Origin of the sequence: Azorhizobium oxalatiphilum (genome assembly GCF_014635325.1) — a bacterium.
GTDB classification, from domain to species: domain Bacteria; phylum Pseudomonadota; class Alphaproteobacteria; order Rhizobiales; family Xanthobacteraceae; genus Azorhizobium; species Azorhizobium oxalatiphilum.
Map to the genome: position 1 here is coordinate 299,442 of NZ_BMCT01000004.1, position 25,794 is coordinate 325,235.

The 25,794-nt window shown below is 64.6% G+C and carries 21 protein-coding genes; 12 read left to right on the forward strand and 9 right to left on the reverse strand.

Annotated features, from left to right (window positions below):
* Positions 1-61 precede the first annotated feature (61 nt).
* Together IEW24_RS15770 and IEW24_RS15775 are read left to right on the forward strand one after the other, a co-directional pair.
* Positions 62-853, forward strand: coding sequence for a TrmB family transcriptional regulator (locus IEW24_RS15770; protein ID WP_188580290.1), 792 nt, complete (start codon positions 62-64; stop codon positions 851-853).
* Between the two features lie 511 nt (positions 854-1,364).
* Positions 1,365-1,856, forward strand: coding sequence for a hypothetical protein (locus IEW24_RS15775; RefSeq protein ID WP_188580293.1), 492 nt, complete (start codon positions 1,365-1,367; stop codon positions 1,854-1,856).
* 32 nt (positions 1,857-1,888) lie between these two features.
* Here IEW24_RS15775 and IEW24_RS15780 read toward each other — a convergent pair whose 3' ends face one another.
* Entirely contained in the window at positions 1,889-5,062 is a 3,174-nt protein-coding gene (locus tag IEW24_RS15780) for an efflux RND transporter permease subunit (protein WP_188580295.1), read from the reverse strand.
* A 3-nt stretch (positions 5,063-5,065) separates the two neighbouring features.
* Positions 5,066-6,184 carry an efflux RND transporter periplasmic adaptor subunit gene (locus tag IEW24_RS15785; protein ID WP_244644449.1) on the reverse strand — a complete coding sequence of 373 codons (1,119 nt, stop codon included), beginning with the start codon at positions 6,182-6,184 and terminating at the stop codon, positions 5,066-5,068.
* A 719-nt stretch (positions 6,185-6,903) separates the two neighbouring features.
* Between IEW24_RS15785 and IEW24_RS15790 the strand changes: the two genes are divergently transcribed.
* The 4 genes from IEW24_RS15790 (at position 6,904) to IEW24_RS15805 (ending at position 11,870) form a co-directional block, all read left to right on the forward strand.
* Positions 6,904-8,208 carry a DUF3300 domain-containing protein gene (locus IEW24_RS15790; protein ID WP_188580298.1) on the forward strand — a complete coding sequence of 435 codons (1,305 nt, stop codon included), beginning with the start codon at positions 6,904-6,906 and terminating at the stop codon, positions 8,206-8,208.
* A gap of 89 nt (positions 8,209-8,297) precedes the next feature.
* On the forward strand, positions 8,298-9,143 hold the full coding sequence (locus IEW24_RS15795) for a DUF2950 domain-containing protein (protein ID WP_244644451.1): 846 nt from the start codon (positions 8,298-8,300) through the stop codon (positions 9,141-9,143).
* Positions 9,144-9,269: 126 nt separating this feature from the next.
* The gene (gene ppk2 / locus IEW24_RS15800) at positions 9,270-10,118 is read left to right on the forward strand and encodes a polyphosphate kinase 2 (RefSeq protein ID WP_188580301.1); all 849 of its coding nucleotides are present in this window, start codon (positions 9,270-9,272) and stop codon (positions 10,116-10,118) included.
* An 84-nt stretch (positions 10,119-10,202) separates the two neighbouring features.
* Entirely contained in the window at positions 10,203-11,870 is a 1,668-nt protein-coding gene (locus tag IEW24_RS15805; protein WP_188580303.1) for a SulP family inorganic anion transporter, read from the forward strand.
* Between the two features lie 608 nt (positions 11,871-12,478).
* Here the strand turns inward: IEW24_RS15805 and IEW24_RS15810 are convergent.
* Positions 12,479-12,862 (reverse strand): hypothetical protein, encoded by a 384-nt coding sequence (locus IEW24_RS15810; RefSeq protein WP_188580305.1) that lies wholly within the window; start codon positions 12,860-12,862, stop codon positions 12,479-12,481.
* A 743-nt stretch (positions 12,863-13,605) separates the two neighbouring features.
* Here IEW24_RS15810 and IEW24_RS15815 point away from each other — a divergent pair.
* Entirely contained in the window at positions 13,606-14,694 is a 1,089-nt protein-coding gene (locus IEW24_RS15815; RefSeq protein WP_188580307.1) for a flavodoxin family protein, read from the forward strand.
* An 82-nt stretch (positions 14,695-14,776) separates the two neighbouring features.
* Here IEW24_RS15815 and IEW24_RS15820 read toward each other — a convergent pair whose 3' ends face one another.
* The 3 genes from IEW24_RS15820 to IEW24_RS15830 form a co-directional block, all read right to left on the reverse strand.
* Positions 14,777-15,037 (reverse strand): hypothetical protein, encoded by a 261-nt coding sequence (locus IEW24_RS15820; protein WP_188580309.1) that lies wholly within the window; start codon positions 15,035-15,037, stop codon positions 14,777-14,779.
* 267 nt (positions 15,038-15,304) lie between these two features.
* Positions 15,305-15,544: a CsbD family protein gene (locus tag IEW24_RS15825; RefSeq protein WP_188580311.1), complete on the reverse strand. Its 240-nt coding sequence runs from the start codon at positions 15,542-15,544 to the stop codon at positions 15,305-15,307.
* 90 nt (positions 15,545-15,634) lie between these two features.
* On the reverse strand, positions 15,635-16,525 hold the full coding sequence (locus tag IEW24_RS15830; RefSeq protein WP_188580313.1) for a hypothetical protein: 891 nt from the start codon (positions 16,523-16,525) through the stop codon (positions 15,635-15,637).
* A gap of 295 nt (positions 16,526-16,820) precedes the next feature.
* Between IEW24_RS15830 and IEW24_RS15835 the strand changes: the two genes are divergently transcribed.
* Positions 16,821-17,912, forward strand: a complete 1,092-nt coding sequence (locus tag IEW24_RS15835) for a glycosyltransferase (RefSeq protein WP_188580314.1) — start codon at positions 16,821-16,823, stop codon at positions 17,910-17,912.
* Here IEW24_RS15835 and IEW24_RS15840 read toward each other — a convergent pair.
* Genes IEW24_RS15840 through IEW24_RS15850 form a run of 3 tightly spaced genes read right to left on the reverse strand, consistent with a single transcriptional unit; the run spans position 17,882 to position 20,393 of the window.
* Entirely contained in the window at positions 17,882-18,466 is a 585-nt protein-coding gene (locus IEW24_RS15840; protein WP_188580316.1) for a class I SAM-dependent DNA methyltransferase, read from the reverse strand. The genes IEW24_RS15835 and IEW24_RS15840 overlap by 31 nt on opposite strands.
* Positions 18,463-19,230, reverse strand: a complete 768-nt coding sequence (locus tag IEW24_RS15845) for a PIG-L deacetylase family protein (protein ID WP_244644453.1) — start codon at positions 19,228-19,230, stop codon at positions 18,463-18,465. Before IEW24_RS15845 ends, IEW24_RS15840 begins: the two co-directional genes overlap by 4 nt.
* A complete protein-coding gene (locus tag IEW24_RS15850) occupies positions 19,227-20,393 on the reverse strand; it encodes an acyl-CoA dehydrogenase family protein (protein WP_244644454.1) in 1,167 nt (388 codons plus the stop codon). Before IEW24_RS15850 ends, IEW24_RS15845 begins: the two co-directional genes overlap by 4 nt.
* Before the next feature lie 148 nt (positions 20,394-20,541).
* On the opposite strand from IEW24_RS15850, the gene IEW24_RS15855 reads away from it, so the two are divergent.
* From IEW24_RS15855 to IEW24_RS15870, 4 genes are all read left to right on the forward strand, one after another.
* Positions 20,542-21,609: a YihY/virulence factor BrkB family protein gene (locus IEW24_RS15855; RefSeq protein WP_188580318.1), complete on the forward strand. Its 1,068-nt coding sequence runs from the start codon at positions 20,542-20,544 to the stop codon at positions 21,607-21,609.
* A gap of 345 nt (positions 21,610-21,954) precedes the next feature.
* Positions 21,955-22,461, forward strand: a complete 507-nt coding sequence (locus tag IEW24_RS15860) for a 2Fe-2S iron-sulfur cluster-binding protein (protein ID WP_188580320.1) — start codon at positions 21,955-21,957, stop codon at positions 22,459-22,461.
* Complete coding sequence (locus IEW24_RS15865) at positions 22,458-23,444, forward strand: FAD binding domain-containing protein (RefSeq protein WP_188580323.1); 987 nt, start codon at positions 22,458-22,460, stop codon at positions 23,442-23,444. Before IEW24_RS15860 ends, IEW24_RS15865 begins: the two co-directional genes overlap by 4 nt.
* Positions 23,445-23,494: 50 nt before the next feature.
* Complete coding sequence (locus IEW24_RS15870; RefSeq protein ID WP_210324234.1) at positions 23,495-25,774, forward strand: xanthine dehydrogenase family protein molybdopterin-binding subunit; 2,280 nt, start codon at positions 23,495-23,497, stop codon at positions 25,772-25,774.
* Positions 25,775-25,794: the final 20 nt, after the last annotated feature.

Sequence of the window (25,794 nt, forward strand, 5' to 3'; positions counted from 1 at the left end):
CGACAAGCGGCGCGGCGGGGGGCACTTGTCGCTCCTTCGCGGATCGCCCAACATACGACGCATGAACGATATGGAAGAAAAACTCGCCAAAATCGGCATCACCGGCAAGCTGTACAAGCTCTATCTTGCTGCGGTGGAACTGGGGGAAGCGCCCGTGCAGGAAGTGGCGGCGCGCGCGGGCCTTGCCCGCACCACCGCCTATGACGTGCTGGAACGCCTCGAGCAGCAGGAGCTGATCCGCATCGAGGAGCGGCAGGGGCGCCGCTATGTGGTGGCGGAAGACCCGGTGGGCATGCTGCAGCGCCTCGAACTGCGCAAGCAGGTGATCGGCGATCTGATGCCGCAGATCCGCTCGCTCTACAACCGCGCCAAGGGCAAGCCACAGATCCGCTTCTACGAGGGCGAGGAGGGCATCCGCACCGTGCTGTGGGACACGCTCACCTGCCAGTCCGGCCTCTTGCGCGGCATCCTCTCCATGGGCGAGCTGACCGAGATGCCGGGCCTCGACGAGATGTCCAGCTACATCGCGCAGCGGGTGGAGCGCGGCATCAACCTGCAGGTGCTGCGTTCGCGCTCCAAGGACACGGAGAACATCTGGGCCACCGGCTCGGAGGAGCTGCGCGAACTGCGCTACGCCCCGGACAGCGTGCTGCTGGGCGTGACGCAGTACATCTATGACGACAAGGTCGCGATCATTTCCTCCAAGCGCGAGAATTACGGGCTGATCATGGAGAGCGAGGACTTCGCGCGTCTGCAGACCGTGCTGTTCGAGACCCTGTGGCAGGTCAGCACGCCGGCGGCGCAGGTGGAGAAGGCCCCGGTGCGGCGCAGGAAGGCCCGCGCATTGGGCTGAGTAAACGTGCCGTGCGGGCTCACGCTGCCGGGCGCCCCCCATGGGGGCCTCGTGGTCGAGATGAGCACGTCCGGGGGATGGGGCCGGGATCTTCCAGAGCCGTGCGTGCTGTGTCCGTCGCATTCTCCGGGATGAGATCGCACGGCCAAACGCATGCGCTCAAATGCATGACCCGCACTGCATTCCATGCGCGAGATTTAGCGACAATTCATCACGTAAGAGAAACTTACTTTTCTTCTCTCATCACCTTGATGGCGTCATCACATTTAGATGTCGCGCTTGCCATTATGCAGTGACCGGAGTCAGAATAACGTTGCCAGTTGGGTCGATATCGACTGCGATGGCACGGATTATAGCTGTCGAAGACGTAAATGCGTAAGCCTGGATGCGGTGAGCGCAGAGTGAGGACATGGCCGTGACGGAGTGATCGCACGGTCAGCCTGGAGTACGTCCGGCTTTGCTTCCATCCGATCCGGCTCTGAGAATCCGCTTGAGCAGTGAGGGGGGCGAAATGTCCAGCACCGCCGCGCAATCCGAAAAGCACGATGTCCTTGACGACGAGACATTCATGTCCGCTGCGGACCTCAGGGCCTATATGGAGCGGGTCGAACTCGCCAAGGCATCAAAACAGCTGAACGCCTTCGAGGGCGCGGAATCCGCCCGACGCGAGCTGATCAAGACGCTCTCGGAGCCTATCGCCCTGACACCCGAGAAAGTCGCGGAGCTGAAACAGACGCTCGCGCACAAGATCAGGAGCGCGGCAGAGCGCGGGGAAATGGAAATCATGGTGATGCGTTTCCCCAATGCGCTGTGCACCGACCATGGGCGCACCATCAACAACGCAGCGGAAAACTGGCCGGACAGTCTGACCGGCCGGCCTCGACAGGCCTATGAATTCTGGCGCGATCATTTGCAGCCAGCCAATTTCAAGCTGCGGGCGATGATCGTGGACTGGCCGGAAGGCATGCCCGGCGACGTCGGCTTCTATCTGAGTTGGGCGTGACCGGCGAATAGGCCGGGGGCCACCTGCCGGCCTCAGTGGACCTCCTGGCGCGGCGTTGAATGGGAGGCGTCAGACTCGGCCGGCTTCGGCCTTGAACCCGGCCGCAGACGCTCCCGAACGCTCTGGAAAAGAACGTAGAGCGGCGGGATCACGAAGATGCCCACAAAGGATGCGAGGATCATTCCGCCAAACACCGGCGTGCCTACGTTCTGGCGTGCGATCTGTGAGGCGCCGGTGGCCACCACCAGCGGATAGAGGCCGAGGATGAAGGCCAGCGAGGTCATCATCACCGGCCGGAAGCGCAGGCGCGACCCCTCTGTGGCCGCCGTGTGCAGTGGCACTCCGCGTTCGCGCTGCTCCTTGGCGAACTCGACGATCAGGATGCCGTTTTTCGCGGCGAGCCCGATCAGCACGATCATGCCGATCTGCCCGTAGAGATCGAGCGTGAGATGGGCGATGAGGATGGCGGCATAGGAGCCCAGCATGCCCACCGTGACCGAGAGCAGCACGGGGACCGGGATCGACCAGCTCTCATAGAGGGCGACCAGAAAGAGGAAGGCGAACAGTACCGCGAAGGCGAGGATGATGCTCGTCTTGCCCTCCGCCCGCTTCTCCTGGAACGAGGTGTCCGTCCAGGCACCCGCATAGCCGCTAGGCAATGTGGCCTGCGCCACCGCATCCATGGCCGCCAAAGCCTGGCCGGACGAAACGCCCGCCGCCGGCGCGCCCTGCACCGTCACGGCGCGCTTGTTGTTGTAGCGGATCAGAGCGGGCGGCCCCACCTCGACCTTCACTTCCAGAATGGAGCGGAGCGGGATCATCTTGCCCGCCGCATTGCGCACATTGATGCGGTAGATGTCGTCGATGCTCTGCCGGTCGGCGGCCTCAGCCTGCACCTGCACCTGCCAGGTTCGCCCGAACAGGTTCATGTCATTCACATAGAGGCCGCCGAGCGATGCCTGCAGCGCCTGAAAGACATCGCTCAGCGACACGCCCAGCACCTGCACCTTCTCGCGGTCGATCTCCAGATTGATGGAGGGGTTGGTGGCCGAATAGGTGGAGAATACACGCGTCAGGTTCGGATCCTGATTGGCGGCCACCAGCAGCCCGCGCAGCACCTGTGCCAGCGCCTTCGGATCGCTGCTGCGCAGATCCTGAAGCACGAAGGCGAAGCCGCCGCCGGTGCCGAGGCCCACGATGGGCGGCGGCGCAATGGGAACCACCGTCCCGCCGGGGATCTGCCTCATCTGTTCGCCGAGCCGGGAGATGACGGCGGCCGCACCCAGCGCCGCGCCCTTGCGCTCCTCGAAGGGCTTCAGGGTGACGACGATGAACGCCGCATTGGACTGGGAGTAGTTGTCGATGAAGTTCAGGCCGATGACGGAGGTGAAATCCGCCACTGCCTGCTCCTCGCGCAGCATCTGTTCCGCGCGCCGGATGACATCGCTGGTGCGGGCGACGGACGAGCCGCCGGGAAGCTGGACCACGACGAAGAGCGCGCCCTGATCGTCCTCCGGCAGGAAGCCCGTGGGCGTTGCCCGCGCCAGCGCATAGATGCCAGCGCTGGCCGCTGCCACCGCCACAAGGCTGAGCACGGAGAAACGCACGATCCGCGCCACCGCCGAGCCATAGGCATCGCGCACATGGTCGATGCCGCGCATCACGTAGCCGATCGGTCCTCTCTTCGGGCCATGGGCGCCGCGCCGGAGCAGCACGCCGCAAAGCGCGGGGGAGAGGGTCAAGGCGTTGATGGCCGAGAGGAACATGCCGACCGCAACCGTGACCGCGAACTGGCGGAACAACTCGCCGGAAATGCCGGGAATGAACGCCACGGGCACGAACACCGACAGCAGCACGAGGGTGATGGCGATGATCGGCGCCGTGATCTCCGCCATCGCCATCTTGGTGGCATCGGCGGGGGAGAGTTCCGGATGCTCCTCCATCACCCGCTCGACATTCTCCACCACCACGATGGCATCATCCACCACGATGCCGATGGACAGCACGAGCGCCAGCAGGGACACCGTATTGGCCGAATAGCCGATGGCGTTGAGGACGATGAAGGTGCCGATGAGGCTGACCGGAACCGCGAGTGTCGGAATGAGGGTCGCCCGGACGCTGCCGAGAAAGAGATAGACCACGATCACCACGAGGATGAACGCTTCCACCAGCGTCTTGCGCACCTCGTGGATGGTCTCGGTGACGAAGACGGTGGGGTCGTAGGTGATCTTCCAGGCCAGATCCTCGGGAAACGCCTTGGCCAAGGCCTCCATCCGCTCGCGCACGGCGTTGATGGTGGTGATGGCATTCGCGCCGGGCGCCTGATAGAGCGCCAGAACCGACGCGGGGCCGCCATTGAACGCCGTCTCGCGATCGAGATTGGCCGCGCCCAGTTCAAGGCGGGCCACATCGCCAAGGCGCAGTACCGAGCCGTCCGGATTGGTCCTGATGACGATCTTCTCGAACTCCTCCACCGAGGTCAGGCGGCCCTTGGTCCGCAGGTTGAGCTGGAGCTGCTGGTCGTCGGAAATCGGCCGCGCGCCGACGCGGCCCACCGCCGCCTGCACATTCTGCGCGCGGATCGCCGCGGCAACGTCGCCCGTGGTCAGGCCGAGGCCGGTCAGGCGATCGGTGTGGATCCAGGCCCGGATGGCATAGTCCTGCGGCCCCCAGAGCGAAGCGTCGCCGACGCCGGGAATGCTCTTGATATCGTCCAGAATATTGATGGTGACGTAGTTCGAAATGAACAGCGGATCATGTGTCGCCTTCGGCGCATAGACCGCCAGCACGCCGAGCAGCGCGGAGGACTTCTTCTTGACGGTGACGCCCTGCCGCTGGACATCCTCCGGCAGCTTGGACAGCGCCACCTGGACGCGGTTGTTCATGTTGACGGTGTTGATGTCCGGGTCGGTCCCCAGCTCGAAGGAGCCCACCAGCGTGTAGCTGCCGTCGTCGCCGCTGACGCTCTTCATGTACATCAGCTTGTCGACGCCCACGACCTGCGCCTCGATGGGCTGGGCAATGGTGGCATCCACCACGTCGGCCGAGGCGCCAGGATAAGTGGTGGTGACGGACACCTGCGGCGGGATGATGTCGGGATACTGGGCGACGGGAATGGCGAACAGCGACAGGGCGCCCGCAATCACCGTCACGATGGCGATGACCACCGCGAGGCGCGGTCGATCCACGAACAGCGCCGAGAACATGGCTCATCCCCCGTTGGCAAGGCCAGAGGCCTGTGGCCGCGCCTGCACGGCAACGCCCGGCTTGAGGCTCTGGAAGCCATCCACCACCACCTGATCGCCCGGATTCAGACCGCTGGCCACGACGACGAAATTGCCCTGCGCGCCCGCCGTCTTGATCCGTCGCACGGCAGCCTTTCCGCCCTCGACCACGAAGACGTAAAGGCCTTCCTGATCGGCAATGAGGGCCGCCTGCGGAATGAGAATGCGTTCTTCCGGCTTTGCGGTCTGAAGGTTGACCCGCACCAGTTGGCCGTCGGTCAGGATGGCCTTGGGGTTGGGGATATCAGCGCGCAGAACGAGCGTATCGGTGGTCCTGTCCACGCTGACATCGACGAAGCTGATGCGCCCCACCTCGCCATAGGTGGTGCCGTCGCTGAACTTCACCTTCACATCGAGGGATTTCAGGTCGGCGGTGCGCCCATCCTTCTGCGCCTGCAGATAGTCCCTCTGGCTGACCGGGAAGGTCACATACATGGGGTCCTGACTGACGATGACGGTGAGGACGCCGCTCTCAGGCCCGACGATGTGTCCCTTGGTGACGGTGGAGCGGCCGATGCGGCCGGAGATGGGGGCGGTGATGTCGGTGTAGCCGAGATTGATCTGGGCGGTCTGGACATCCGCCTCGCCCGAGAGGACGGCACCCGTGGATTGCGCTTCGGCGGCGATCGCCTGATCCCTCGCGACCACCGTTCCGGCATTACGTGTGAGCAGCTCTTCCGCGCGCTCGCGCTGTATCTTGGCCAGCGTGAGGGCAGCCTTGCTGCGCTCCAGATCACCCTCGGCCTGCTGCACGGCCGCACTGAACAGCGGCTTCTCGATCCGGTAGAGCGGCGCGCCGGCGCTCACGGTCTCGCCATCCCGAAAAAGCACGGCTTCCAGCATGCCCTTCACCCGGGCGCGGATCTCAACTTTCTCGGGTGCCTCGATCCGACCGACGAACTCCAGGCTCGGCGTGATGGGCCGCAACTCAGCAGGCGCAACCGTGACAGGAATGGCCTGCCCCTGAGCGAAAACCGCTGATCCCGTGAACAGCAGCGTGGCGCCCGCCATGATCGCCATACGCATATAAGGGAACGAACGCATGCTCACACCCCTTTTACGCAAGCCAAGACAAGATGTCCCTGAAGCCGGAAACCCCACCGCATGACGTGCCGGTGCCGCGACACGCATATGGCTCGGCACCAGCGGATCTCTCGTGACAATGCACCATCATGGCCACACGCCGCCGCCATGACGCGCACGCCGCAACCCATATCCGCGCGGCATACGCCCTCGCGCCGCCGACCGCACATCAATCAATACATAAAGACAGCTCGAAACCATCCATGGGAACAGCCGACGTTACAAGCGGCCTGCGCCCCAATAGCCAGCCATCGATAAGTTCACCTTACGGGCGAACATGTATTGGCCTGCGGTATGAATAGTCCCAAACGTGGGCGCGATCAAGCGTGACGGTCGCGCTTAAGTTTGGCCTCGATACGCTGCCACGCTCTTTTGCTGAGCGATATATTACCAGACCATGTCGCCATATGCATCCGATAAAACGTTGACTTTAAAGGTCCTTACAAACAACACTCCCCCAGTGGCAGCAGCGATCGAGGGGCAGAGGCTACATAGTCGCCTCCTGATCCGATGCCCAACTGGTGTCGCAGAGCGCGTCGAGCGACTGAATTTGCTATGCAAGCAATGTATTTCGCAGAGACTCCACTTTGCGCGAATGTTGATGTATTAAAGCGCAAGCCTGTCCGTCGATGGTCGTTTTTATTTACGCCCCATAGACGTAATCAAGAAGGCATCCTGTCATGCGTCGACGCGCGCTTGTTCGTGTAACGCAGTGTCTTTGCGCCCTGGCGCTGGTTGCCGTGGTCACCGGCGCCCATGCCCAATCTTCCGGTGATGCTGCCAAGCCAGCCTCGGCGAGCGGGACAGCGGAAGCCGCCAGCTCCTTCACCGCCGAGGAACTGCGGAAGCTGCTGGCGCCCTATGCACTCTATCCGGACGAATTGCTGGCGCAGCTCCTGCCCGCATGTGCCTATCCGGTCGAGGTCGTCCAGGTCGCACGCTGGCTTGAGAAAAACCGGCAGGCCGCGTCCGAAGGCAATTTCGCGGCCCTCGATGCGCAGGGGTGGGATCCGAGCGTCAAGGCGCTCGCGCGCTTCCCGGATGTGATCTCGAAGCTCAACGACAATCTCGATGCGACGAGCGATATCGGCGATGCCTTCGTCCACCAGCCGAAGGATGTCGCGGACACCATCCAGCGCCTGCGACAACAGGCCAGAGGCTCCGGCTCGCTTGAGACCACGCAGCAGCAGATCGTGACGGTCGAGAAGCAGGGCGACACGGACTATGTGGTGATCGAATCCGCCCAACCGGGCGTCGTCTACGTTCCCACCTACGACCCCGAAGTGGTCTACGCTCCGCCAGCCACCAACTGGGGGGCTGGTGCTCTCGCCTTCGGAACCGGCATCCTTGTCGGTGCGGCTCTGGACAATGCGTGGGACTGGGGGCGCGGCTGGGTCTATCCGCCCCGGTGGCCCGGCTATCCCGGTTACCGCCCCGGCTATCCGGGTTATCCCGGCGGTCGGCCCAGCGGCATAAACATTGGCAACGATATCAATATCGGGAATGGCAACAACCGGCCGTGGCGCCCGGACGCGTCCCGCTACCGTCCCGGACAGGGTACCAAACCCGGACTGGCCGGCCCCGGATTGGCCGGACGCGGACCGGGAGGCCCCGGCCCCGCCAGACCGGGCATCGGCCCCGGCCGTGATGGCATCGGCCCATCCTCGCCACAACAGCGCCCCGGCGCCGGCTCCCCACGCGCCGGCGTCGCCGATCGGGCGCAGGCGGGACGGCCGAATGCGGGTGCGCGGCCGCCACGCCAGAACGTTTCCCGCCCCAATGCGGGAGCCCCCAGAAACATCCAGCACGCACCACGCCCTGCGCAACCGCGCGCCACGGCCTTCAGCGGCGCACGATCCGGGCCGGCCGCGGCCCAGTTCTCGAACCGCGGCCACATGAGCCGGCAGTCCATTTCCCGCCCGCCATCGGGCATGGGACATGGCGGGGGCATGGGACGTGGCGGCGGCGGCGGGCGGCGGCGATGAGGGAGAGCAGGATGGAGAAGACAGGGAACATCGCAGCCTTTCTGGGCATCCTCGCCGTTTGCTGGAGCCTGACATCCGGCGCGCCTGCAATGGCGCAGCAGAGCTTTGCCAGCCCGGAGGCGGCCGCGACGGCTCTGGTCGAGGCCGCACGCCATCCCGGCGACGGACAACTCGAGAAGCTCTTCGGACTCGGAGCGCGCGATCTTCTGCTATCGGGAGATGCTGCGGTGGACCATAAGCGCATCGACACGTTCCTGGCGCTGGCGGCTCAGGGAACGACTGTCCTGGATGGTCCCAATGCAACGCGCATCATCGCTTTCGGGCGCGAAAACTGGGCCTTTCCCATCCCGCTGAAGCCGAGCAACGGACAATGGGTCTTCGACCTCGCCGCCGGACGGGACGAAATCATCACCCGCAACATCGGCCGCAACGAGACCATCGCGATCGGCGCCTGCGGTGATTTCGTTGCAGCCCAAAGGGAGTATTTCAGCCAGACCCATGATGGCGATCCCATTCCCCAATATGCCCGCCGCTTCATCAGCAGTCCGGGTCTGCGGGATGGGCTCTACTGGCCTCCGGACACACCGGATGACAGAAGCCCGCTCGGGGACCGCATCGCCGACGCGGGCCTTGATGGCGTAACCGCTTCCGATAGGCCCCAGCCCTACAATGGCTACATCTATCGCATCCTGACCCGTCAGGGAGCGGGCGCGCCGGGAGGCGCCTTCGACTATATGGTGGCAGGCCGGCTTCTCGCGGGCTTCGCCATGCTGGCCTTTCCGGCCCGCTGGCAGGAAACGGGCGTCATGACCTTCCTGTGCAGCCAGAATGGCAGCGTCTACGAGCTTAATCTCGGCCCCCGCACCGAGAAGCTGGCCACCCAGATCCGTAGCTTCGATCCGAAGGGGTGGCGCCGCGTGGGAGAGGATTGGTAGGCCTTCCCACAAGGTGAGCTGATCCCGTTGGATGTTTGCCCTGGCCTGAACTGCCGGCGACGGGGCGCCCGGTGCAACGAGAGCGGGGCGATGTAGGCTTTCTCAGTTCGCGTGAGTGAGGCGATCATGTCCAAGCATGGCAAGCGGAAGAACAAGCATCAGCATCATCCGCCCCTCGTCGCCGGTGAGCGAATGAGGCGCAAGCCCTATGAGGCCCGGCTGCGAAAGCTGCATGGGGAACTGGTGAAGGTGCAGGAGTGGGCGAAGGTTCACGGGGCGAAGATCTGTCTGGTGTTCGAGGGGCGGGACGGTGCCGGAAAGGGCGGGGTCATCAAGTCGATCATGGAGCGGGTCAGCCCCCGCAGCTTCCGTGTCATCGCGTTGCCACCGCCCACGGAGCGCGAAAAATCGCAGATGATCATTCAGCGCTATCTGCCTCATCTGCCTGCCGCCGGGGAGGTCGTGATCTTCGACCGGAGCTGGTACAACAGGGCCGGCGTCGAGCGCGTGATGGGCCTCTGCACGGAGGAGCAGACGAAGAGATTTCTCGCCACGGTCCCGGCAGTTGAGCAGGCAATCATCGAATCCGGAGTGATCCTCCTCAAATACTGGCTCGAGGTCAGCCAGGACGAACAGACCCGGCGGATCGAGGAGCGGATCGAGGATCCGCGGAAGATCTGGAAGCTGTCGCCGATGGATCTCGATTCCTACTCACGCTGGTACGACTACTCGCGGGCACGCGACGACATGTTCGCTGCCACCGACAGCGAATGGGCGCCATGGTATGTGGCCTATTCGGATGACAAGCGGCGTACGCGGCTCAACATCATCACCCATATCCTCTCGAAGATCCCCTATGAGGACGTGGAGCGAAAGAAGGTGTCGCTGCCGAAGCGGCAGGGCGCGGAAGGCTATGTAGAGCCGCCCTATGCCAGGCATCCGATACCGGACATCCATGCCGGTATGGACGCCTGACATTGCGGTCACGACTGACGAGGATTGAACCGGAACCGAGCTTTGGGCGCCAGTTTCACCGCCCGCCAGCATGAGGAACGAACCATGAGTGGCGGGTGGCGTCCCGGCGAGGGCTTTGCAGGCTTCCGGGCCGCATGGCTTCGAAACGACGCCATGGCGGGGCTTGCGGTGGCAGCGGTCTCCATTCCCAGCGCTATCGCCTATCCGGCCATCGCGGGCCTGCCGCCACAGGTGGGCATCTATGCCAGCATGATGGCGCTCGTCGCCTATGCGCTCTTCGGCCCGTCCCGCCTGCTCATGATGGGGCCGGATGCGGCCACCATGACCGTCGTCGCAGCGGTGCTCGCCACCTTGCCGCTGGCAACGATGGAGGATCGCGTGGCTGCGGCGGCACTGCTCGCAGTCGGTGTCGGCATCCTCTGCATTCTTGCCAGTGCGCTGCGGCTCGGCATTCTGGCCGCCTTTCTGTCCCGCCCCATTCTCGTGGGCTTCATCAGCGGCGTCGCCATCTCGATCCTGATCAGCCAGATCAACCGCATCACGGGCCTCGGCATCGATACCGATGGGCTCGTTGTCGCCCTCATCGATCTCGCACGCAATGCCGGTTCGATCCATTGGCCTTCGGTGGCATTGGGCGTCGCCATGTTCGTCCTGCTCCAGCTGCTTGCGGCCTGGCGCTCGCCCGTGCCGGGGCCGGTGGTGGTCGTCGTCGCGGCGACCGTGCTGTCCGCTGTGCTGGACTTCAGGGGGCTCGGCATCAAGGTTGTGGGTGAGATCCCCATGGGTCTGCCGGCTTTTTCCCTGCCCATGATGAAGGGCCTGCCACTGCAGGAATTGGTGCAGGGCGCGGCTGCCATCTGGCTGGTCAGTTTCGGGGCGGGCATCGTCACGGCTCGCAGCTTCGCAGCCCTTGGCGGATTCAGGGCAGACGTGAACAAGGAACTGATCGGCTTCGGCGCCTCCAACATCGCCGCAGGCTGCTTCAGCGGCTTTCCGGTTTCGGTCTCGGACTCCCGCACGGCCATCAACATGTCGGTGGCCGGCCGATCCCAGGCCAGCGGATTGTTCGCCGCACTGGTTCTGGGGCTGACCCTCATCTATCTCAACGATGCCGTGCGGCTGCTTCCCGCGCCTGCATTGGGCGCGATTCTCGCCTCGGCGGCCGTCTCGCTGATCGACCTGAGGGGCCTGCGGGAGATCTGGCGTATCAGCCGGGTGGAGTTCGCCTTTGCGTGCATCGGCCTCTGGGGCGCCGTTAGTCTGGGCGTCCTGCGGGGTGTCGTCATCGCCGTCTTCGCAACGCTCGCCTATGTCCTGTTGCAGGAGATGCGCCCACGAGACGCTGCGCTGGGGCGCATTGCGGGCAGCGCGGGATTTTTCAAGCTGCACAGAAGAGGCGATGCGGCAGCCGTGCCGGGCCTTGCCGTCCACATCGTTCAGGGGAGCATGTTGTTCTTCAACGTCGAATATGTGCAGGCGCGGCTTGAGGCTGTAGCGCATGACCTGCCGCCGTCCACCCGCTGGTTCATTCTTGATGCCAGCGCCATCTCCCAGATCGATTCAACCGCCGCTGCCATGCTCAAGGAGGTTCACGCCTCGTTTGCCAAGGCCGGGATCGCCTTCGGGATCGCGGAGCTGCATCACGAGCCGATGACAATCCTGAAACGGGCCGGCGTGCTGGACGAGATCGGCAGGGACATGCTGTTCGATGATCTGGAGGAGGTTCTTCCCGCGTTCCTGAAGCGGGCATAGCACTGCGGCTATCAGAATTGAATGGCTGCTCAGGGGGGGCGAGCGTCAGCTCCCACCGCTGGCGGGATGAAAGCGTCTTCTCGATCCAATCATGATGTTGGACGGCCGAAGCCGTCTCTACACACAAGTCAAATTCGGCGGTCAAGCCAAAAGACGAGCGCATATACTCCGATGACGGACGATGCGACCACTAGGGTCAGCACCACTGCCAAGATGATTTCCATTGAAAGAATCGATCAGAACTCGGCGCGCCGTGCGCAGAAGCTGAAGCGCCAATTAGCAGACGCTTTCCCAGCCGGAATTGGGTTCACCGCGACAAGGAAACATGCGGCGCTAAGCTGAACCTCGAAACGTCATCATGCGCGCCTTCTTCGCTTCACACGTTAACATTTGTATGGGTGGGAGACGTTTCGAAGAACTTTTGGCGAACGCCTGCGGACTGTCAATTCATCCTGGGTTCATACTTGGGGGGCAGATCGTTCGCACTTGGGTCTCATAGCTCTGAGGGATCGTGTGCCTTTGGCCTCACCCTCAGCGACCGCCACTCCCAGGTATGTGCGCGCCGCGGCATCCTTCTTCATCTCCTCTTCGGATCGATGTGCTCGGTATCATTTGGATGGCGCGCGCAGGCTCGGCCAGAGCTCTTGGATGAAACGTTCGTCGGAGGTCGGGATGGGGCTGCGCTCACGGCGGGGCAGGGTGGTGTTGATGGGGCCGATACGGGAAGGCTCCATCCGCCCGGCCGTCACATGCTCCGTCACATCAATCTCCGCGGACCGGCGGTCACGCCAGTCGACGCCGCCGATCTGGCCGAGATCCGGCTGCAGGAGCATTACCGCATAGCGCGGTTCCCGCCATGTGGCCTGTCCGTCGTCGCCGATGACGACTTCCTGCCGCTCGATGCCTGTGTAACGTCCGGCGGGCAGGGGAAAGAACTCAGTTTCGCAAGCTTCCTGTGATTGCAAATAGATTGACCTGACCGATACGCCCAACTCTCTCTCCCGTCGATGCAGCGTCGGTTTTTCACTTTGGTACGCCTCGGCTCTGTCTAGGAGACTAGGCATTCGCAGCACCCGACTGTCTGCATCAAGCTGCGGCGCAGCCTTGCCGATCGTCATTATCAAACGATAAGAATTTTCTATTCTTCTGTTTGCGGAGCTGTTTTTCAGCTACATCCGGGCTGTGCGGCTGACGGGCTGGGCGCGCCAAAAGCGCGATGTCAGCGGTTGGTAATGGGGGCAACCGCCACTCCTAACAAAAATGAGTCTAGCGCGCCGAGGGGGCGAGACGCCACGATCTCCTACTCGGAACGAAGCTCTTGCTCCTCTGTTGATCCTGAGAGGCTCGCAATAACGGAGCCGCCATGAAACCGGGAGGCCCGCGATGACCCGAGATGCCCGCAACCTCGACCAGAACCCTCTGGTCGTGGACCCGGCCAACTTGGATGCGGTCCTGAAGGATCGGCCCAGTCCTGCCCGCCCACCACTGAAGGAGCCCCTGAAAGAGCATCACGCGGAATATAAAGATCAACCCCGCGAAAAGGAGGACGGACACCCTGACGCGCGCGTCCCGCCTAGGGAGAAACGCGCATGATTTCAGCCGTCTCTGCTGTTTTTCTTGCGCAGCGTCGTGTGTACGTACCTTGTTCCGCAGTGGGGATGGCGTCGGGAGGCGCAGATTGGAACCATTCTCGGCACTGAGGGCTTGCTGTATCTCCCTGGTGTCGAAGGTTTCCATGTCTGATCACCCCTCTGCCCCCGCACCCCGGAAGGGCATGCCAAGCCCTCGGCTGGCGGAAGACGAATTCAAGGCGCGTTTCCTCTCCCCGTTTCGCGATCCGGCGTATGCAAACCTGCAATCAGAACTAGCCCGCATCGCCGATGCTGCATGGGATGCCTATGCCCACAGCCGGAAGAGCCCGCAGACTGGGAAGGCCGGCGCAGGTTTCGAGGATCCATCCTACGACCTTTCCACGGACTGGCTAGCGGCACGGGCGGCCATTGCGGATGCGCAGGCCCGACACGAGGATCCGAGCGCGCGATCCCGAATATTGGTCATCAACGCATCACCGCGTAGCGAGCACACCTGCCCCGGTGAGATGTCCAAGAGCTTCCGCATGGCACAGCTTGCCGGGAGGGCGCTCGAGAGCGAAGGCTGCTCCGTTGTCCATCTCGATCTTTCTCGCGTAACCTCCGAATACGGGCGTCACATTCATCCCTGCAAGGCCTGCTTTTCCACCGCGCCAGCGCTCTGCCATTGGCCATGCTCCTGTTATCCCAACTACTCGCTGGGCCAGACGCACGACTGGATGAACGAGATCTATCCGCTTTGGGCCGACGCGCACGGGGTGATGATCATCACCCCGGTGAATTGGTATCAGGTCTCCTCGCCCCTGAAGCTGATGATGGATCGCCTCGTGTGCGCAGATGGCGGAAACCCGGACCCAACGCGGACGCAGGGCAAGGATGCCGTCAGGGCGAAGGAGATTGAACTGGAGGGCTGGGACTATCCCCGCCATCTGGCCGGCCGTGTGTTTTCGGTCATTGTTCATGGCGATGCCGAAGGCGCCGAAAACGTCAGGCGTTCGTTGTCCGATTGGCTGCGGGCGATGGGACTTGTTTCTGCGGGCCCGAGTGCCGAGATCGATCGCTATATCGGATACTGGAAGCCTTATGCGGGCAACCATGAGGAATTCGACGCCGACACCGCCATTCAGGCCGAGGTCGTAAATGCTGCGCTCGCCCTCGCCGAAGGGGTGACGGCGCAGCGCACCGGCAAGCTGGCGACACCCGGAGAGCATCTGAAGGCGCCGCGCGATAAATGACCGGTTTCGCGGCCGGGCGGCGGCCTTCGCTCCGTTCTCCCATTCAATGTTTCGCGCGCCGGTCGTTTACGCGAAGCGGCTTTTAACTGAAATGGTGCTGTCGCCAGCCGGCGCCGTTCACCGCATCCAGCGCCTCTTCCGAGAGCGGCTCTGCGCCATTGGCGGTCTGGCGGTTTGCCTCGGCGATGAACGCTTCCGCGGCTGCAAGGGAAATCGGGTGGCCGCTGGACAAAGCGTAGTCCACGAGCGCATCGGGACTGGTCAGCGCAGCTTGAAGCGCCGAGCGTTCGTCCGCATCGTTTGCGATGCGCGCGACATATTCACTGAAAGGCCGATCACTCATAATCCAGTCTTCCCCCTGATCAACGGAACGTGGTGCCGGTGGAGCTTCCCGGCCGGAGCACTCTAATTCACGTAGCACCCCGGCCCAAGCGTTTCAGGGATGCCGTGACGCACTTGCGCCGGGGCAACGTCAGGTTTTTGAAGTCCGATCGGAAGGATGGGTGGACCTGGAAATGAGAAGCGAACGCATTCGCTCCAGAAGCGTGCCCGGGGTGGTCGGGCACGCCTTTTTTGCACCCTGCTCAGGACCGGCTTTTCGCGGCCATCGTCAGCCTCTGCCGAGAATGAAGCCAACGGCAAGGCCGACGAGACCTGCAACCATCAATGAACTGACAGGATTGTGCGCCACGTGGTCCTTGGCGCGGCCCATCTGTCGCTCGGCAGCGCCGGAAGCCTGATCGTAATAACCTTCAGCCCGCAGTTCCTTGTCGTCCGCCAAGGCACCGATGGCCTCCTTCGCGCGGCCTGCATATTCGGTGGCAGCGCCTTCGATACGGCTTGTGTCCATCTGTCTCTCCTCTTCCACGATCCGAGCGCTGGCCGTGTGGGGCGGCCGGAAGTTGCATCGGTGGCGCGCGTTCAGCGCCACCGATGGGCGTCAAAAGCGGGCGACGGCGATTGCGTCATCCTTGCGGGCCCGGCCGCCGATGGCGCCGGCGACGGAAGCGATGAAGGCGCCGATGGCCATCGACAGCACGCAGAAGAGCGCGAATGTCGCTCCGGCCTTGCGGGATGCATCAGCCGCCTCTTTGGCCTTCTGCGCGGTCGCTTGCGCATTGGCGACGAGGTCTGACACGCGCTTTTCCGCTTCCGGCGGCGCGATCCCGGTTCGGGCCGAAACGAGCTGGGCGAGATAGCTCCGGTCAGCGGCCGGAATATCGCCTTTGGCGATCCCCGAGACGATGATGCGCGCCGCTTCTCCACGCGCGTCATCCGGACTGCCCGGTTGCGGCGTCGGTGTGCGGAACAGCATATCGACGGCATAGCCAACCGGATCCCCAGACGTAGCGGATGTGCCTTGCTGCGCGGCGCCCTGGCTCGCGCCTTGAACGGCGCTGCCTGCCACCGCTCCCACGGCGCGCGCGGTGCCCGACGCCAGAGTCCCCATGGCGGAGGCGAGGATGGTCACGACAAATACTGTCGAGAGACACCAGGCCAGAAAGCCGTGGGCGGTGTCGCGGAAGAGAACCTCACCCGTGTCGAGGCCCGACCATTTCGTGCGCAGCCGTCCGGTGAGATATCCGCCGAGGCCCGAGGAGAGCCACTGCATGACGATGAGCCAGATCGCCGCCGAGATCGCCAGCGTCTGACCGGAGGGTGGCCCGCTCCATGGCGACAGGGTCGTCAGCCCGACGCCGACACCGATCAGAGTGAGAAGAATGCTGCATGCCGCAGCGGCAAGGCCGCCGGCGAAGATGGCGGCCCATGAAACGCCGGAGACGGAAGCTTCGGCTCCCGGAACAACGGCCGGATCTGATGTGAGGGGCATGATCTTCTCCTCAGTGGAAGAGCAGGAGAAGGATGATGATGACCGGGATTGGAACGCCCAGGAGCCAGAGCAGGATTGCGGGCATTGAGGCCTCCTTTGTTTTGCAGGGGCTCAACGCCACGATTGGCCGCGCGTTCCCGTTCGACGAAGTGGGAACCGGCTGTCCGCCGGCCGGTTGTGAAAGACAGATATCCGAGTGAGGCAGATGCCGCTTTCAGGAACCGCCGTCAGGGCCGCTTCAGAGTTCGTGTGTCGGGGGCGCGTATTCCGAAACGCGGAAGCTCCACTCCATGCCGTGATTGCTGTCCCGGCCCGGGAGGAGGCGGCGCGCATCGGCGCCTGTATCCGGGCCATCGCACGACAGACCTGCATCTTATCTTCTTGCCTGCATCCGCTCTTCGGCGTTGTGGTGCTGGTCAACAACAGTGCTGACAACACTTTCGCAGTGGCAGCCGAAGCTTTGCAGGACACGCAGCTTCCGTTCATTTGCCTCGACGTGGAACTACCGAAAGCCCAAGCCCATGCCGGTGGTGCCCGTGGTCTCGCCATGGATATGGCAGCGGATTGGCTTGAAGAGGGTGGACACGGGCAGCCGGGCTTCATCCTGACGACCGACGCGGACAGCCGCGTTCCTTCCGACTGGATGGGCCTGACGCAGCGCGCCTTGGCTTGCGGTGCCGGCGCCGTGGCAGGGCGGGTGAGGCTGGATGATGACGAAGAGCACCATCTGCCGGCGGATTTGAAGCTCCGTCGATGCCATGAGCAGCTCTACGAGCAGGTTCTGCTGGAACTCTCGGCGCGCATCGACCCGGTTCCGCATGATCCCTGGCCGAACCACGGTACGGCGTCGGGCGCGAGCCTCGCGGTGACGCTCGCTGCTTACAGGGCGGCGGGCGGTCTGCCGGATGTGCCCTGCGGCGAGGATCGTGCGCTTGTCGATGCGCTACGGGCGCGCGACATACCGGTGCGTCATGCCTCGGAGATCGTCGTGACCACCTCGGCCCGGCTTGCCGGGAGAGCGAAGGGCGGTTTTGCGGACACCATGCGTCGCCGGTCGGAAGTGCGCGATTCTCCGGGCGATGATGCGCTGGAGCCTCTGGCCAATGCGGTGCGCCGCTATGCGTGGCGGCGTCGGCTGCGGAAGTGGCACGCCGGCGGCACGCTTGGTGAGCGTGTGTGGGCGCAACCGCTTCGTCTTCCTGCAACGGTCGAGGAGCAGGCACGAGAAGGATTTGGCGCATTCTGGCGCAGGATCGAAGCCGCCAGCCCCATCCTCGCCAAAGCGCCGCTGCACCGGGATCTTCTCGCCGCTCATGCCGCAGCTGGCCGGCGGTTTCTCGATGGGCTGGACGACGTCTATTCCCGCTCCAGCAAAGCGAGCCGATAGGCGGACGTCGCCTCCTGCCGCAGTAAACGGGCGTGGGGCGCAATGGCCGAGATGAACCATTCCGTTGCTGCGTCACCGCTCAACGGATAATCGGTTTCACCCGTCCAGTGCACAAGGAGGATGTGTCCGCCGGACCGCGTGCTCTGCCCCGCACGCTGCGCGACCTCTCGCAGATCGACAGGGGCGAGATAATACAGCACCTCGGACAGAAGGATGAGGTCGAAGGTGCCGTCAGGCCATTCCTCCGGCACGCGGCGGCGTTCGATCCGCACATGCGCCTCGTCCGCACAGCGCCGCCGGGCCTGGACGAGGGGAGCCTCGGCGGCATCCACGGCGAGAAGCCGGCCGCAGCGCTGAGCCAGTGAGGCGGTCAGAACCCCGATGGAGCAGCCAACCTCAAGAGCCGAACCGTAACGTTCGCGCGGCAGAGCCTGCAATGTGTGCTGGTACTTTGCATGCTCGTAGGCGCTCTCAGCGAAATTCCACGGGTCCGCGGCTTCGGCATAGAGCCTGTCGAAATAGGCGGCGTCGAGCGAAGGTCGCATCTCGGTCATGGGGCCGCCCCAAGAAAGATTTCGTGGGGCCGGTCGAAGCGGGCCAGATCTTCCGCAGTCAGGCGGAAACCATCCGGGTCGTCGTCTATGAGGGCCGTGATCTGCGAGGCATGGGCCGCAACAGCGCGCCGCTTTGCGGCTCGATGCTCGCCGATGATCAGGCGGAACCCGGAAATCTCCTTTTCGCTGATCCGCTCGTGCGCCGGGCGGCTCAGGCCCCAAATGGGATAGGCCAGTACGCGCACCTGCGGCAGATCGCGTGCCGCACGTGTAACGAGGGCATGAGCGGCCTGATGGTCGCAATGCGGGTCATGCTGCCACGTGACCGCGATGGTGTCAGCGCCCATGGATCGCGCCGTGCTGGTGATCGCCAGCACTGCCGCATCCGCCTCCGGCCCTGCGGTCGGCACAAAGCGGTCCGGCAGGCGGAGGAATGGGACATCACCGGGTGCGACACCCAGCTCGGCTGCTGCTGCCAGCGTCTCGCTTTCCCGCACCTGCCGGAGGCGATCGGCCGGATAGGCGGACGAATTCGGATGAGATCCTGTTCCATCGCTCACCACCATGATAGTCACAGGGAAACCGACGGCACAGGCCGCTGCGATCAGACCGCCACATCCAAGACTCTCGTCGTCGGGGTGGGGCGCGACCACAAGCAGGCGCCGGATGCCGAGGTCCGCGAAGTCCCGCGCCGGGAGATCGGCCATGCGACGGAGCGCGTCGTCGATACGCATTCCAGCTTGAGCGGAGGCAGAGTTGCTCATGGCCAGAGATCTCCGAGGCGGGCGTTGGCGCCGAGCACATAGTCCCCCGCTTCAGCCAGCGCGCGATCGGGGGCCGGCTGCCGGAGATAGGTCGCCAGGTCGCGGCTGATGCGTTCGATAGGATGCGGGCGTTGAAAAGACGCCAGCCCGACCGAACGATGGACACGCTCCAGCACATCCAGCCCTGCGCGTTCGACCACCCCGCGCGCGAGACCGACATAGGCGATGCATGCGGCAGCGTCAGAAGGCTGGGTCGCGATCCGGGCGGCCTGCGCGACCCAGAGCCGGGCGGTTTCGGCTGCCGCCGCGGCTTCGCCCATGCGCGCCACCTGATGGGGGTCGCCGGCACGCCCGGCAGCGGAGAGGTGCGTGCGGGCTTCGTCGACGAGGCGCTCGATCCCACCCGTCTGCACGGCGAGGAAGCGCCATGCCCCGGCGGAGAAATAGGGCTGCATGTGATAGTCGCCCGGTGCGCCGATGATGTCGCCCTCCCTGACATCGATGCCGGAGAAATCGAACGATCCCGTGGCCGAGGCACGCATGCCGTGCGCGCGCCAGCCGCTCAGATCTGCCCGCATGGTGAGATCGGTCTCGCTGAGACGGGGCAGGACCATCAGGAGCGAGCCGTCTTCCGTTCGTGCCGTGACCAGAGGGCAGGGCACGAAGCCGGCACCGGAGGCAAAGGTCTTCCCGCCCATCAGGCGGAGGCCTCCTGCAATTCTCTCAAGGCGAAGCGCAGAAGAGGGGGCCTCGGTGTTCCAGACCCCGAAGAGCTGTCCATTGCGCGCGGCACGGGCTGCCCGACCGATCTGTTCGGGGCTGCCGAAGTGCTGGATAAGGACGAGGGCGTTGACATGCCCCTCATAGAGCCGTCCGAGCGGCAGGCTGGCCCAGCCGATCAGGCGCAACGCGCGCGCGAGATGCCCGGCCGTCTGCGCTTTGGACCCCAGCCCCATGCCTCCGAAGGGCTCGCCCAGCGGCGCCGCTAGGGCATCCATTCGGGCGAGGAGGGCGATGTCTTCCAGAGGCGCGGCCTCGTCATGGTCGAGCTCTGCTGCGTGGCCGGCGATCTCCGCAACGATGCCACGCAGCCGCCCGAGGAGGCGGTCGGCTTCCGTTTCCTGCTGCTGCAGCTGTGGTGCGAGGGAAATGGGCTTCATCATCCTGACTACTGTTCACGCAATGACGTTTCAGCGGTCATCCTTGTTCCGGATGCCGGCACGCCCGCAGAAAGAAACCATACCGCCCCTGAATGGGTTTCAGGCTTGAAGAAGGAGGCGGGAATGGCGGGTGTGCGCCTGGAAAGGGTTCATGGCAGTCGGGCTGATGGCCGCTGTCATGGGACTGGCGATGGCGGTATCGCGAGAGAACGCGCCAGCGCGGATCGCAGGCAAGCGGCCGGAGGGAATGAATTCTGCATCCTTGCGCGGTCGCGATGCACGAAGCCCGCTGGCGTTCCGGAGGCTGGCGTGGAAGGACGTGGCTATCCGGACGATGAGCGAGTTCAGCTCCGATCGCGTGCTCAGCCTTGCCGCCGGTGTGACCTTCTACACGCTGCTGGCCGTTTTCCCGGCAATCGCAGCGCTGGTTTCGCTCTACGGCCTCTTCCTTGATCCTGCCGTGCTCCAGTCGCAGCTCGAGGCTGCGTCCTGGGTCTTGCCAACCGGGGCGATCGAGGTGATGCGGGATCAGGCCCTGCGCATCGTCGCCCATGGCAAATCGACCTTGGGCTTCGGCTTCATCTTCAGCCTGTGCGTGGCGCTTTGGGGCGCGAACGCGGGCACGAAGGCTATGATCGAGGCGCTGAACGTCGCCTATGGGGAAACCGAACGCAGATCATTCCTGCGGCTGTCCCTCATCACACTCGGCTTTACGCTGATGGGTATCCTGTTTGCCTGTGTGGCGATGGCCGGAATCCTGGCGGTTCCGGTGGCGCTTGAGTTGCTGTGGCTGGATCAGGGCACGGAATGGTTCATCTCCCTGATCCGGTGGCCTTCGCTCCTCGTGGTTGTTTCATGCGCCATCATGCTGCTCTATCGCCTCGGCCCGTGCCGCGCGCACGCGCGCTGGCGCTGGGTGATGCTGGGAAGCGTGGTCTCGGCCATGCTCTGGCTCGCCGTATCGGCCGGCTTCTCCTGGTATGTCAGCCATTTCGGCAGCTATAACGAGACCTATGGTTCGCTCGGGGCGGTGATCGGCTTCATGACGTGGATCTGGCTTTCCACCGCTGTGGTGCTGTTTGGTGCCGAACTGAACGCAGAACTCGAGCACCAGACGGCCGTGGACAGCACCACGGGATCGCCTCGCCCCATGGGTGCGCGCGGCGCGCACATGGCCGATACGGTGGGAGAGGCGAAGGCTTTTCGGGACCTGCTTTGACACGTGGGACCGTGTTCCAGATCGCGATGGCGGCGGGATGCCGGACACGCCCCGCCGCCATCAGAAAGCAAGCGCTCAACCGTTCTCAACGCCGATCCGGCGAGGGGCGACGCGCGTGCGGGCGGCTCCAGAGAGCAGATAGACGAAACAGGCCCCGCGCGAGGCTTGGTGGAACTTAGAGAGGTTCCAACGGCTTTAGTGGTCGTCATCACCGGCGCGCCAGCGACATGAGGCTGCCGGAACAGCAGCGAGGAAGCCCTTAGCGGATCAGGCTTCTCTCGCATGCCACCGCGTGGGCCGGGATGACCGAACGAACCATCGGGGGCGATAGATCGCGAGGTTTCCATGACGATTTCCGTCAACGGCGTCGAAGCGATGCTTCCATCCGATCCACGCGTGTCGTTGCTCGATCTGCTGCGTGAGCAACTCGGACTTTCCGGAACCAAGAAAGGGTGCGACCAGGGCGCGTGCGGCGCTTGCACCGTGCTGGTGGACGGCGAGCGCATCCTGTCCTGCCTGGCGCTGGCGGTCCAGTATGATGGGCGGTCGGTCACGACGATCGAGGGCTTGGGGACGGCGGAATGCCCCCATCCGCTTCAAAGCGCCTTCATCGCGCATGATGGTTTTCAGTGCGGCTACTGCACGCCGGGCCAGATCTGTTCCGCCATGGGCATGATCGAGGAGGTTCGTCGCGGCACCCCCAGTCACGTCACGTCGGATATTACGGCGGAGGTCATCCCCTTCAGCCGGGATGAGGTGCGCGAGCGCATGAGCGGCAACCTCTGCCGCTGCGGCGCCCATAACGGCATCGTCGATGCGATTGCCACCCTCTTGCCGGAGGCCGCCGAATGATCCCCTTCACTTATGCCCGCGCCACGGACGTCGCCGATGCCGTCCGCCGGGGCGGCGCCGAGGCCGCCCGCTATCTCGGCGGCGGCACCAATCTCGTTGACCTCATGCGCGAGACCATCGAGCGGCCGGACATCCTCGTGGACGTGACCGGCCTGTCCCACGCCATCACCGAACGGGACGACGGCGGGCTTCTGATCGGCGCCGCCACCAGCAACACCGCGCTGGCCGAGCATCGCGCAGTGCGCACGCGCTATCCCGCGTTATCGCGGGCCATCGTGGCGGGGGCCTCGGCACAGATCCGCAACATGGCGACCGTGGGCGGCAATCTGCTTCAACGCACCCGCTGCGCCTATTTTTATGACGAGGCGGGCGCGCATTGTAACAAGCGCCATCCGGGCGACGGCTGTGACGCCATGGACGGCTTCAACCGCATGCACGCCATCCTTGGCGCCTCGCCATCCTGCGTCTCCGTGCACCCCTCGGACATGTGCGTGGCGCTGGCGATGCTGGATGCGCAGGTGCATCTGGAAGCCCCTGCCAGCACCCGTCGCCTGCCGCTGACCGAGCTGCATCGCCTGCCCGGCGACCGGCCCGATGTGGAGACCCATCTCGCGCCGGGCGAACTGATCACGGCCATCGAACTGCCTGCCGCGTCGCTGGCCGTGCGCTCCACCTATCGCAAGGTGCGGGACCGCGCGAGCTATGCCTTCGCGCTGGTGTCGGTGGCGGCGGCGCTGGAGGTGGAAGAGGGCAGGGTGAAGGAGGTGCGGATCGCGCTGGGCGGTGTGGCGCACAAGCCATGGCGGGCCTGGACGGCGGAAGCGGCGCTGCTCGGCCAGCCGGCGACAGAAGCGTCCTTTGCAGCTGCAGCGCAGGCCGAGCTCGCTGCTGCGCGGCCGCTCAAGGACAATGGGTTCAAGATCGAGCTGGCGCGCCGCACCATGGTCGCGGTGCTGGGTGAACTGGCGGGAGAGGCGGTATGAGCATCATCGAGGATACCAAGCAGCTCGTGCAGGGCGCCGTCATGGCAGGCATGTCCAAGGCCATCGCGCTCGCCCCGGATCGCTGGATTCCCGGTGGCACGCCTGATCCCCTGATCAGCCATCGCCACGGCCACATCGGACGGCCCACCACGCGCATCGACGGGCCGCTCAAGGTGGCCGGAGCGGCGCCCTTCGCGGCTGAATTCCCCATGGAGGGCATGGTCTATGCCGCTCTGGCGAACAGCACCATTGCGAAGGGGCGCATCGTCGAGCTGGATACGCGCACGGCGGAAGAGGCCCCCGGTGTGATCGCCGTGATGACCCACAGGAACGCCCCGCGCCTCAGTCCGCCGCCGGCCTTCATGTCCAGCCCGAAGGCCGCCGGCGGCGACAGCCTGCCGGTGATGCAGGACGCCTCCATTCACTGGAACGGTGAGCCGGTGGCGGTGGTGATCGCGCAAACACAGGAGCAGGCGAACCATGCCCGCTCGCTGGTGCGCGTGACATACGAAGCCGAGCCGGCGATCACCAGCCTCGGTGCGGCGAAGGCCAGAGGCAGCCGCACCGCCATGTTCATGGGCCAGCCGCTGCATGACGAGGTGGGGGATGCGGACGCCGCGCTCGCGGCTTCGGCGGTCAATGTGGATGCCAGCTACAGCACGCCCCGCCACAACCACAACGCCATCGAGCTGCACGGCGTCACGGTGGCGTGGCAGGATGGCGTGCTGCGCATCCACGATGCCTCCCAGCTCGTCGCGCACGAGGCCTGGACGCTGGCGCAGATGTTCGGCATCGATGAAGACAAGGTGGTCGTCACCTCGCCCTTCGTGGGCGGCGGGTTCGGCGGCAAGTGCCTGTGGCAGCATCAGGTTCTGGCCGCTGCAGCATCGCGCATGGTGGGGCGGCCGGTGCGGCTCGTCCTTTCGCGCGAGGATGTGTACCGCCTCGTTGGCGGACGCTCCAATACCGAGCAGCGCGTTGCGCTTGGCGCCGATCCGGACGGCAGGATCAAGGCCATCATCCATGAGGGTGTCACGCCGAAGACGGCGTTCAACGCCATGCCCGAGCCCTTTATCCTGCCCACGCGCAGCGCCTATGCGTCCGAGACCATCAAGCTCGATGTGCAGGCCGTGGAGCTGGACATGCTGAGTAACACCTTCATGCGCGCGCCCGGCGAATCCGTGGGCACCTTCGCGCTGGAATCCGCGCTGGACGAATTGGCGCACAAGCTCGACATGGACCCCATCGAGCTGCGCATCCGTAATGAACCGGAGAAGGACCCGACCAACGGGCTGCCCTTCTCGTCACGCCATATCGTGGAAGCGTGGCGAGCAGGGGCCGAGCGGTTCGGCTGGTCCGCGCGCAAGCCCGCGTCGGGCACGGTGCGGGACGGGGAGTGGCTCGTGGGCATGGGCTGCGCCACCGCCACCTATCCCTATTATCGCATGCCCGGCGGAGCAGCGCGGATCACGCTCACCCGCGAGGGGCACGCCACTGTCGATATCGCCGCGCATGAGATGGGCATGGGCACGGCGACAACCCACACCATGGTGGCGGCCGAGCGCCTTGGACTGCCGCTGGAGGCGGTGACGTTCAACTATGGCGATTCAACGCTGCCCGGCGTGGTGCTGGCGGGCGGATCCCAGCAGACAGCCTCCATCGGCGCGTCAGTGATCGCTGCGCACCGGGCGCTGGTAAAGGAACTGTTGAAGCTTGCCGGTAACGACTCCCCGCTCGCTGGGCTGAAGCCCGATGAGGTGGGCGGCACGGACTGCGGGTTGTGCAAGCTGGATGATCCGGCCCTGTACGAGAGCTACGCCTCCATACTCGGGAGAGCGCAGCGCGTCAGCGTGTGCGTGGAGGCGAGCCCGTCCGCTCCGATGGAGATCATGCATTGGTCCATGCACAGCCACGGTGCCATGTTCTGCGAGGTGCGTGTGCACGCCGTGACCGGCGAGGTGCGGGTCAGCCGCTTCCTGGGTTCGTTTGATTGCGGCCGCATCCTCAACCCCAAGACCGCCGGCAGTCAGTTTCGCGGCGGCATCATCATGGGGCTCGGGCTGGCGCTGATGGAGGAGACACGGTTCGACGAGCGCAGCGGACGCATCGTCAATCCCAGTCTCTCCGAATATCACGTGCCGGTGCACATGGACGTACCGGAGATCGACGTCATCTGGACCGACATTCCCGATCCTCACGCGCCCATGGGCGCGCGTGGCATCGGCGAGATCGGCATCACCGGCACGGCGGCGGCGGTCGCCAATGCGGTCTTCAACGCCACCGGCAAGCGGGTGCGCGACCTGCCCATTACCCTCGACAAGCTGATGTAGGACGAGCCGTCGCTCGAAGC

Excerpts from the sequence above, each read along its gene's own strand:
- IEW24_RS15770 (WP_188580290.1), top strand. The coding sequence starts at position 62 with ATGAACGATATGGAAGAAAAACTCGCCAAAATCGGCATCACCGGCAAG.
- IEW24_RS15775 (WP_188580293.1), top strand. The coding sequence starts at position 1,365 with ATGTCCAGCACCGCCGCGCAATCCGAAAAGCACGATGTCCTTGACGAC.
- IEW24_RS15780 (WP_188580295.1), bottom strand. The coding sequence starts at position 5,062 with ATGTTCTCGGCGCTGTTCGTGGATCGACCGCGCCTCGCGGTGGTCATC.
- IEW24_RS15785 (WP_244644449.1), bottom strand. The coding sequence starts at position 6,184 with ATGCGTTCGTTCCCTTATATGCGTATGGCGATCATGGCGGGCGCCACG.
- IEW24_RS15790 (WP_188580298.1), top strand. The coding sequence starts at position 6,904 with ATGCGTCGACGCGCGCTTGTTCGTGTAACGCAGTGTCTTTGCGCCCTG.
- IEW24_RS15795 (WP_244644451.1), top strand. The coding sequence starts at position 8,298 with ATGGCGCAGCAGAGCTTTGCCAGCCCGGAGGCGGCCGCGACGGCTCTG.
- ppk2 (WP_188580301.1), top strand. The coding sequence starts at position 9,270 with ATGTCCAAGCATGGCAAGCGGAAGAACAAGCATCAGCATCATCCGCCC.
- IEW24_RS15805 (WP_188580303.1), top strand. The coding sequence starts at position 10,203 with ATGAGTGGCGGGTGGCGTCCCGGCGAGGGCTTTGCAGGCTTCCGGGCC.
- IEW24_RS15815 (WP_188580307.1), top strand. The coding sequence starts at position 13,606 with ATGTCTGATCACCCCTCTGCCCCCGCACCCCGGAAGGGCATGCCAAGC.
- IEW24_RS15820 (WP_188580309.1), bottom strand. The coding sequence starts at position 15,037 with ATGAGTGATCGGCCTTTCAGTGAATATGTCGCGCGCATCGCAAACGAT.
- IEW24_RS15825 (WP_188580311.1), bottom strand. The coding sequence starts at position 15,544 with ATGGACACAAGCCGTATCGAAGGCGCTGCCACCGAATATGCAGGCCGC.
- IEW24_RS15830 (WP_188580313.1), bottom strand. The coding sequence starts at position 16,525 with ATGCCCCTCACATCAGATCCGGCCGTTGTTCCGGGAGCCGAAGCTTCC.
- IEW24_RS15840 (WP_188580316.1), bottom strand. The coding sequence starts at position 18,466 with ATGACCGAGATGCGACCTTCGCTCGACGCCGCCTATTTCGACAGGCTC.
- IEW24_RS15845 (WP_244644453.1), bottom strand. The coding sequence starts at position 19,230 with ATGAGCAACTCTGCCTCCGCTCAAGCTGGAATGCGTATCGACGACGCG.
- IEW24_RS15850 (WP_244644454.1), bottom strand. The coding sequence starts at position 20,393 with ATGATGAAGCCCATTTCCCTCGCACCACAGCTGCAGCAGCAGGAAACG.
- IEW24_RS15855 (WP_188580318.1), top strand. The coding sequence starts at position 20,542 with ATGGCAGTCGGGCTGATGGCCGCTGTCATGGGACTGGCGATGGCGGTA.
- IEW24_RS15860 (WP_188580320.1), top strand. The coding sequence starts at position 21,955 with ATGACGATTTCCGTCAACGGCGTCGAAGCGATGCTTCCATCCGATCCA.
- IEW24_RS15865 (WP_188580323.1), top strand. The coding sequence starts at position 22,458 with ATGATCCCCTTCACTTATGCCCGCGCCACGGACGTCGCCGATGCCGTC.
- IEW24_RS15870 (WP_210324234.1), top strand. The coding sequence starts at position 23,495 with ATGTCCAAGGCCATCGCGCTCGCCCCGGATCGCTGGATTCCCGGTGGC.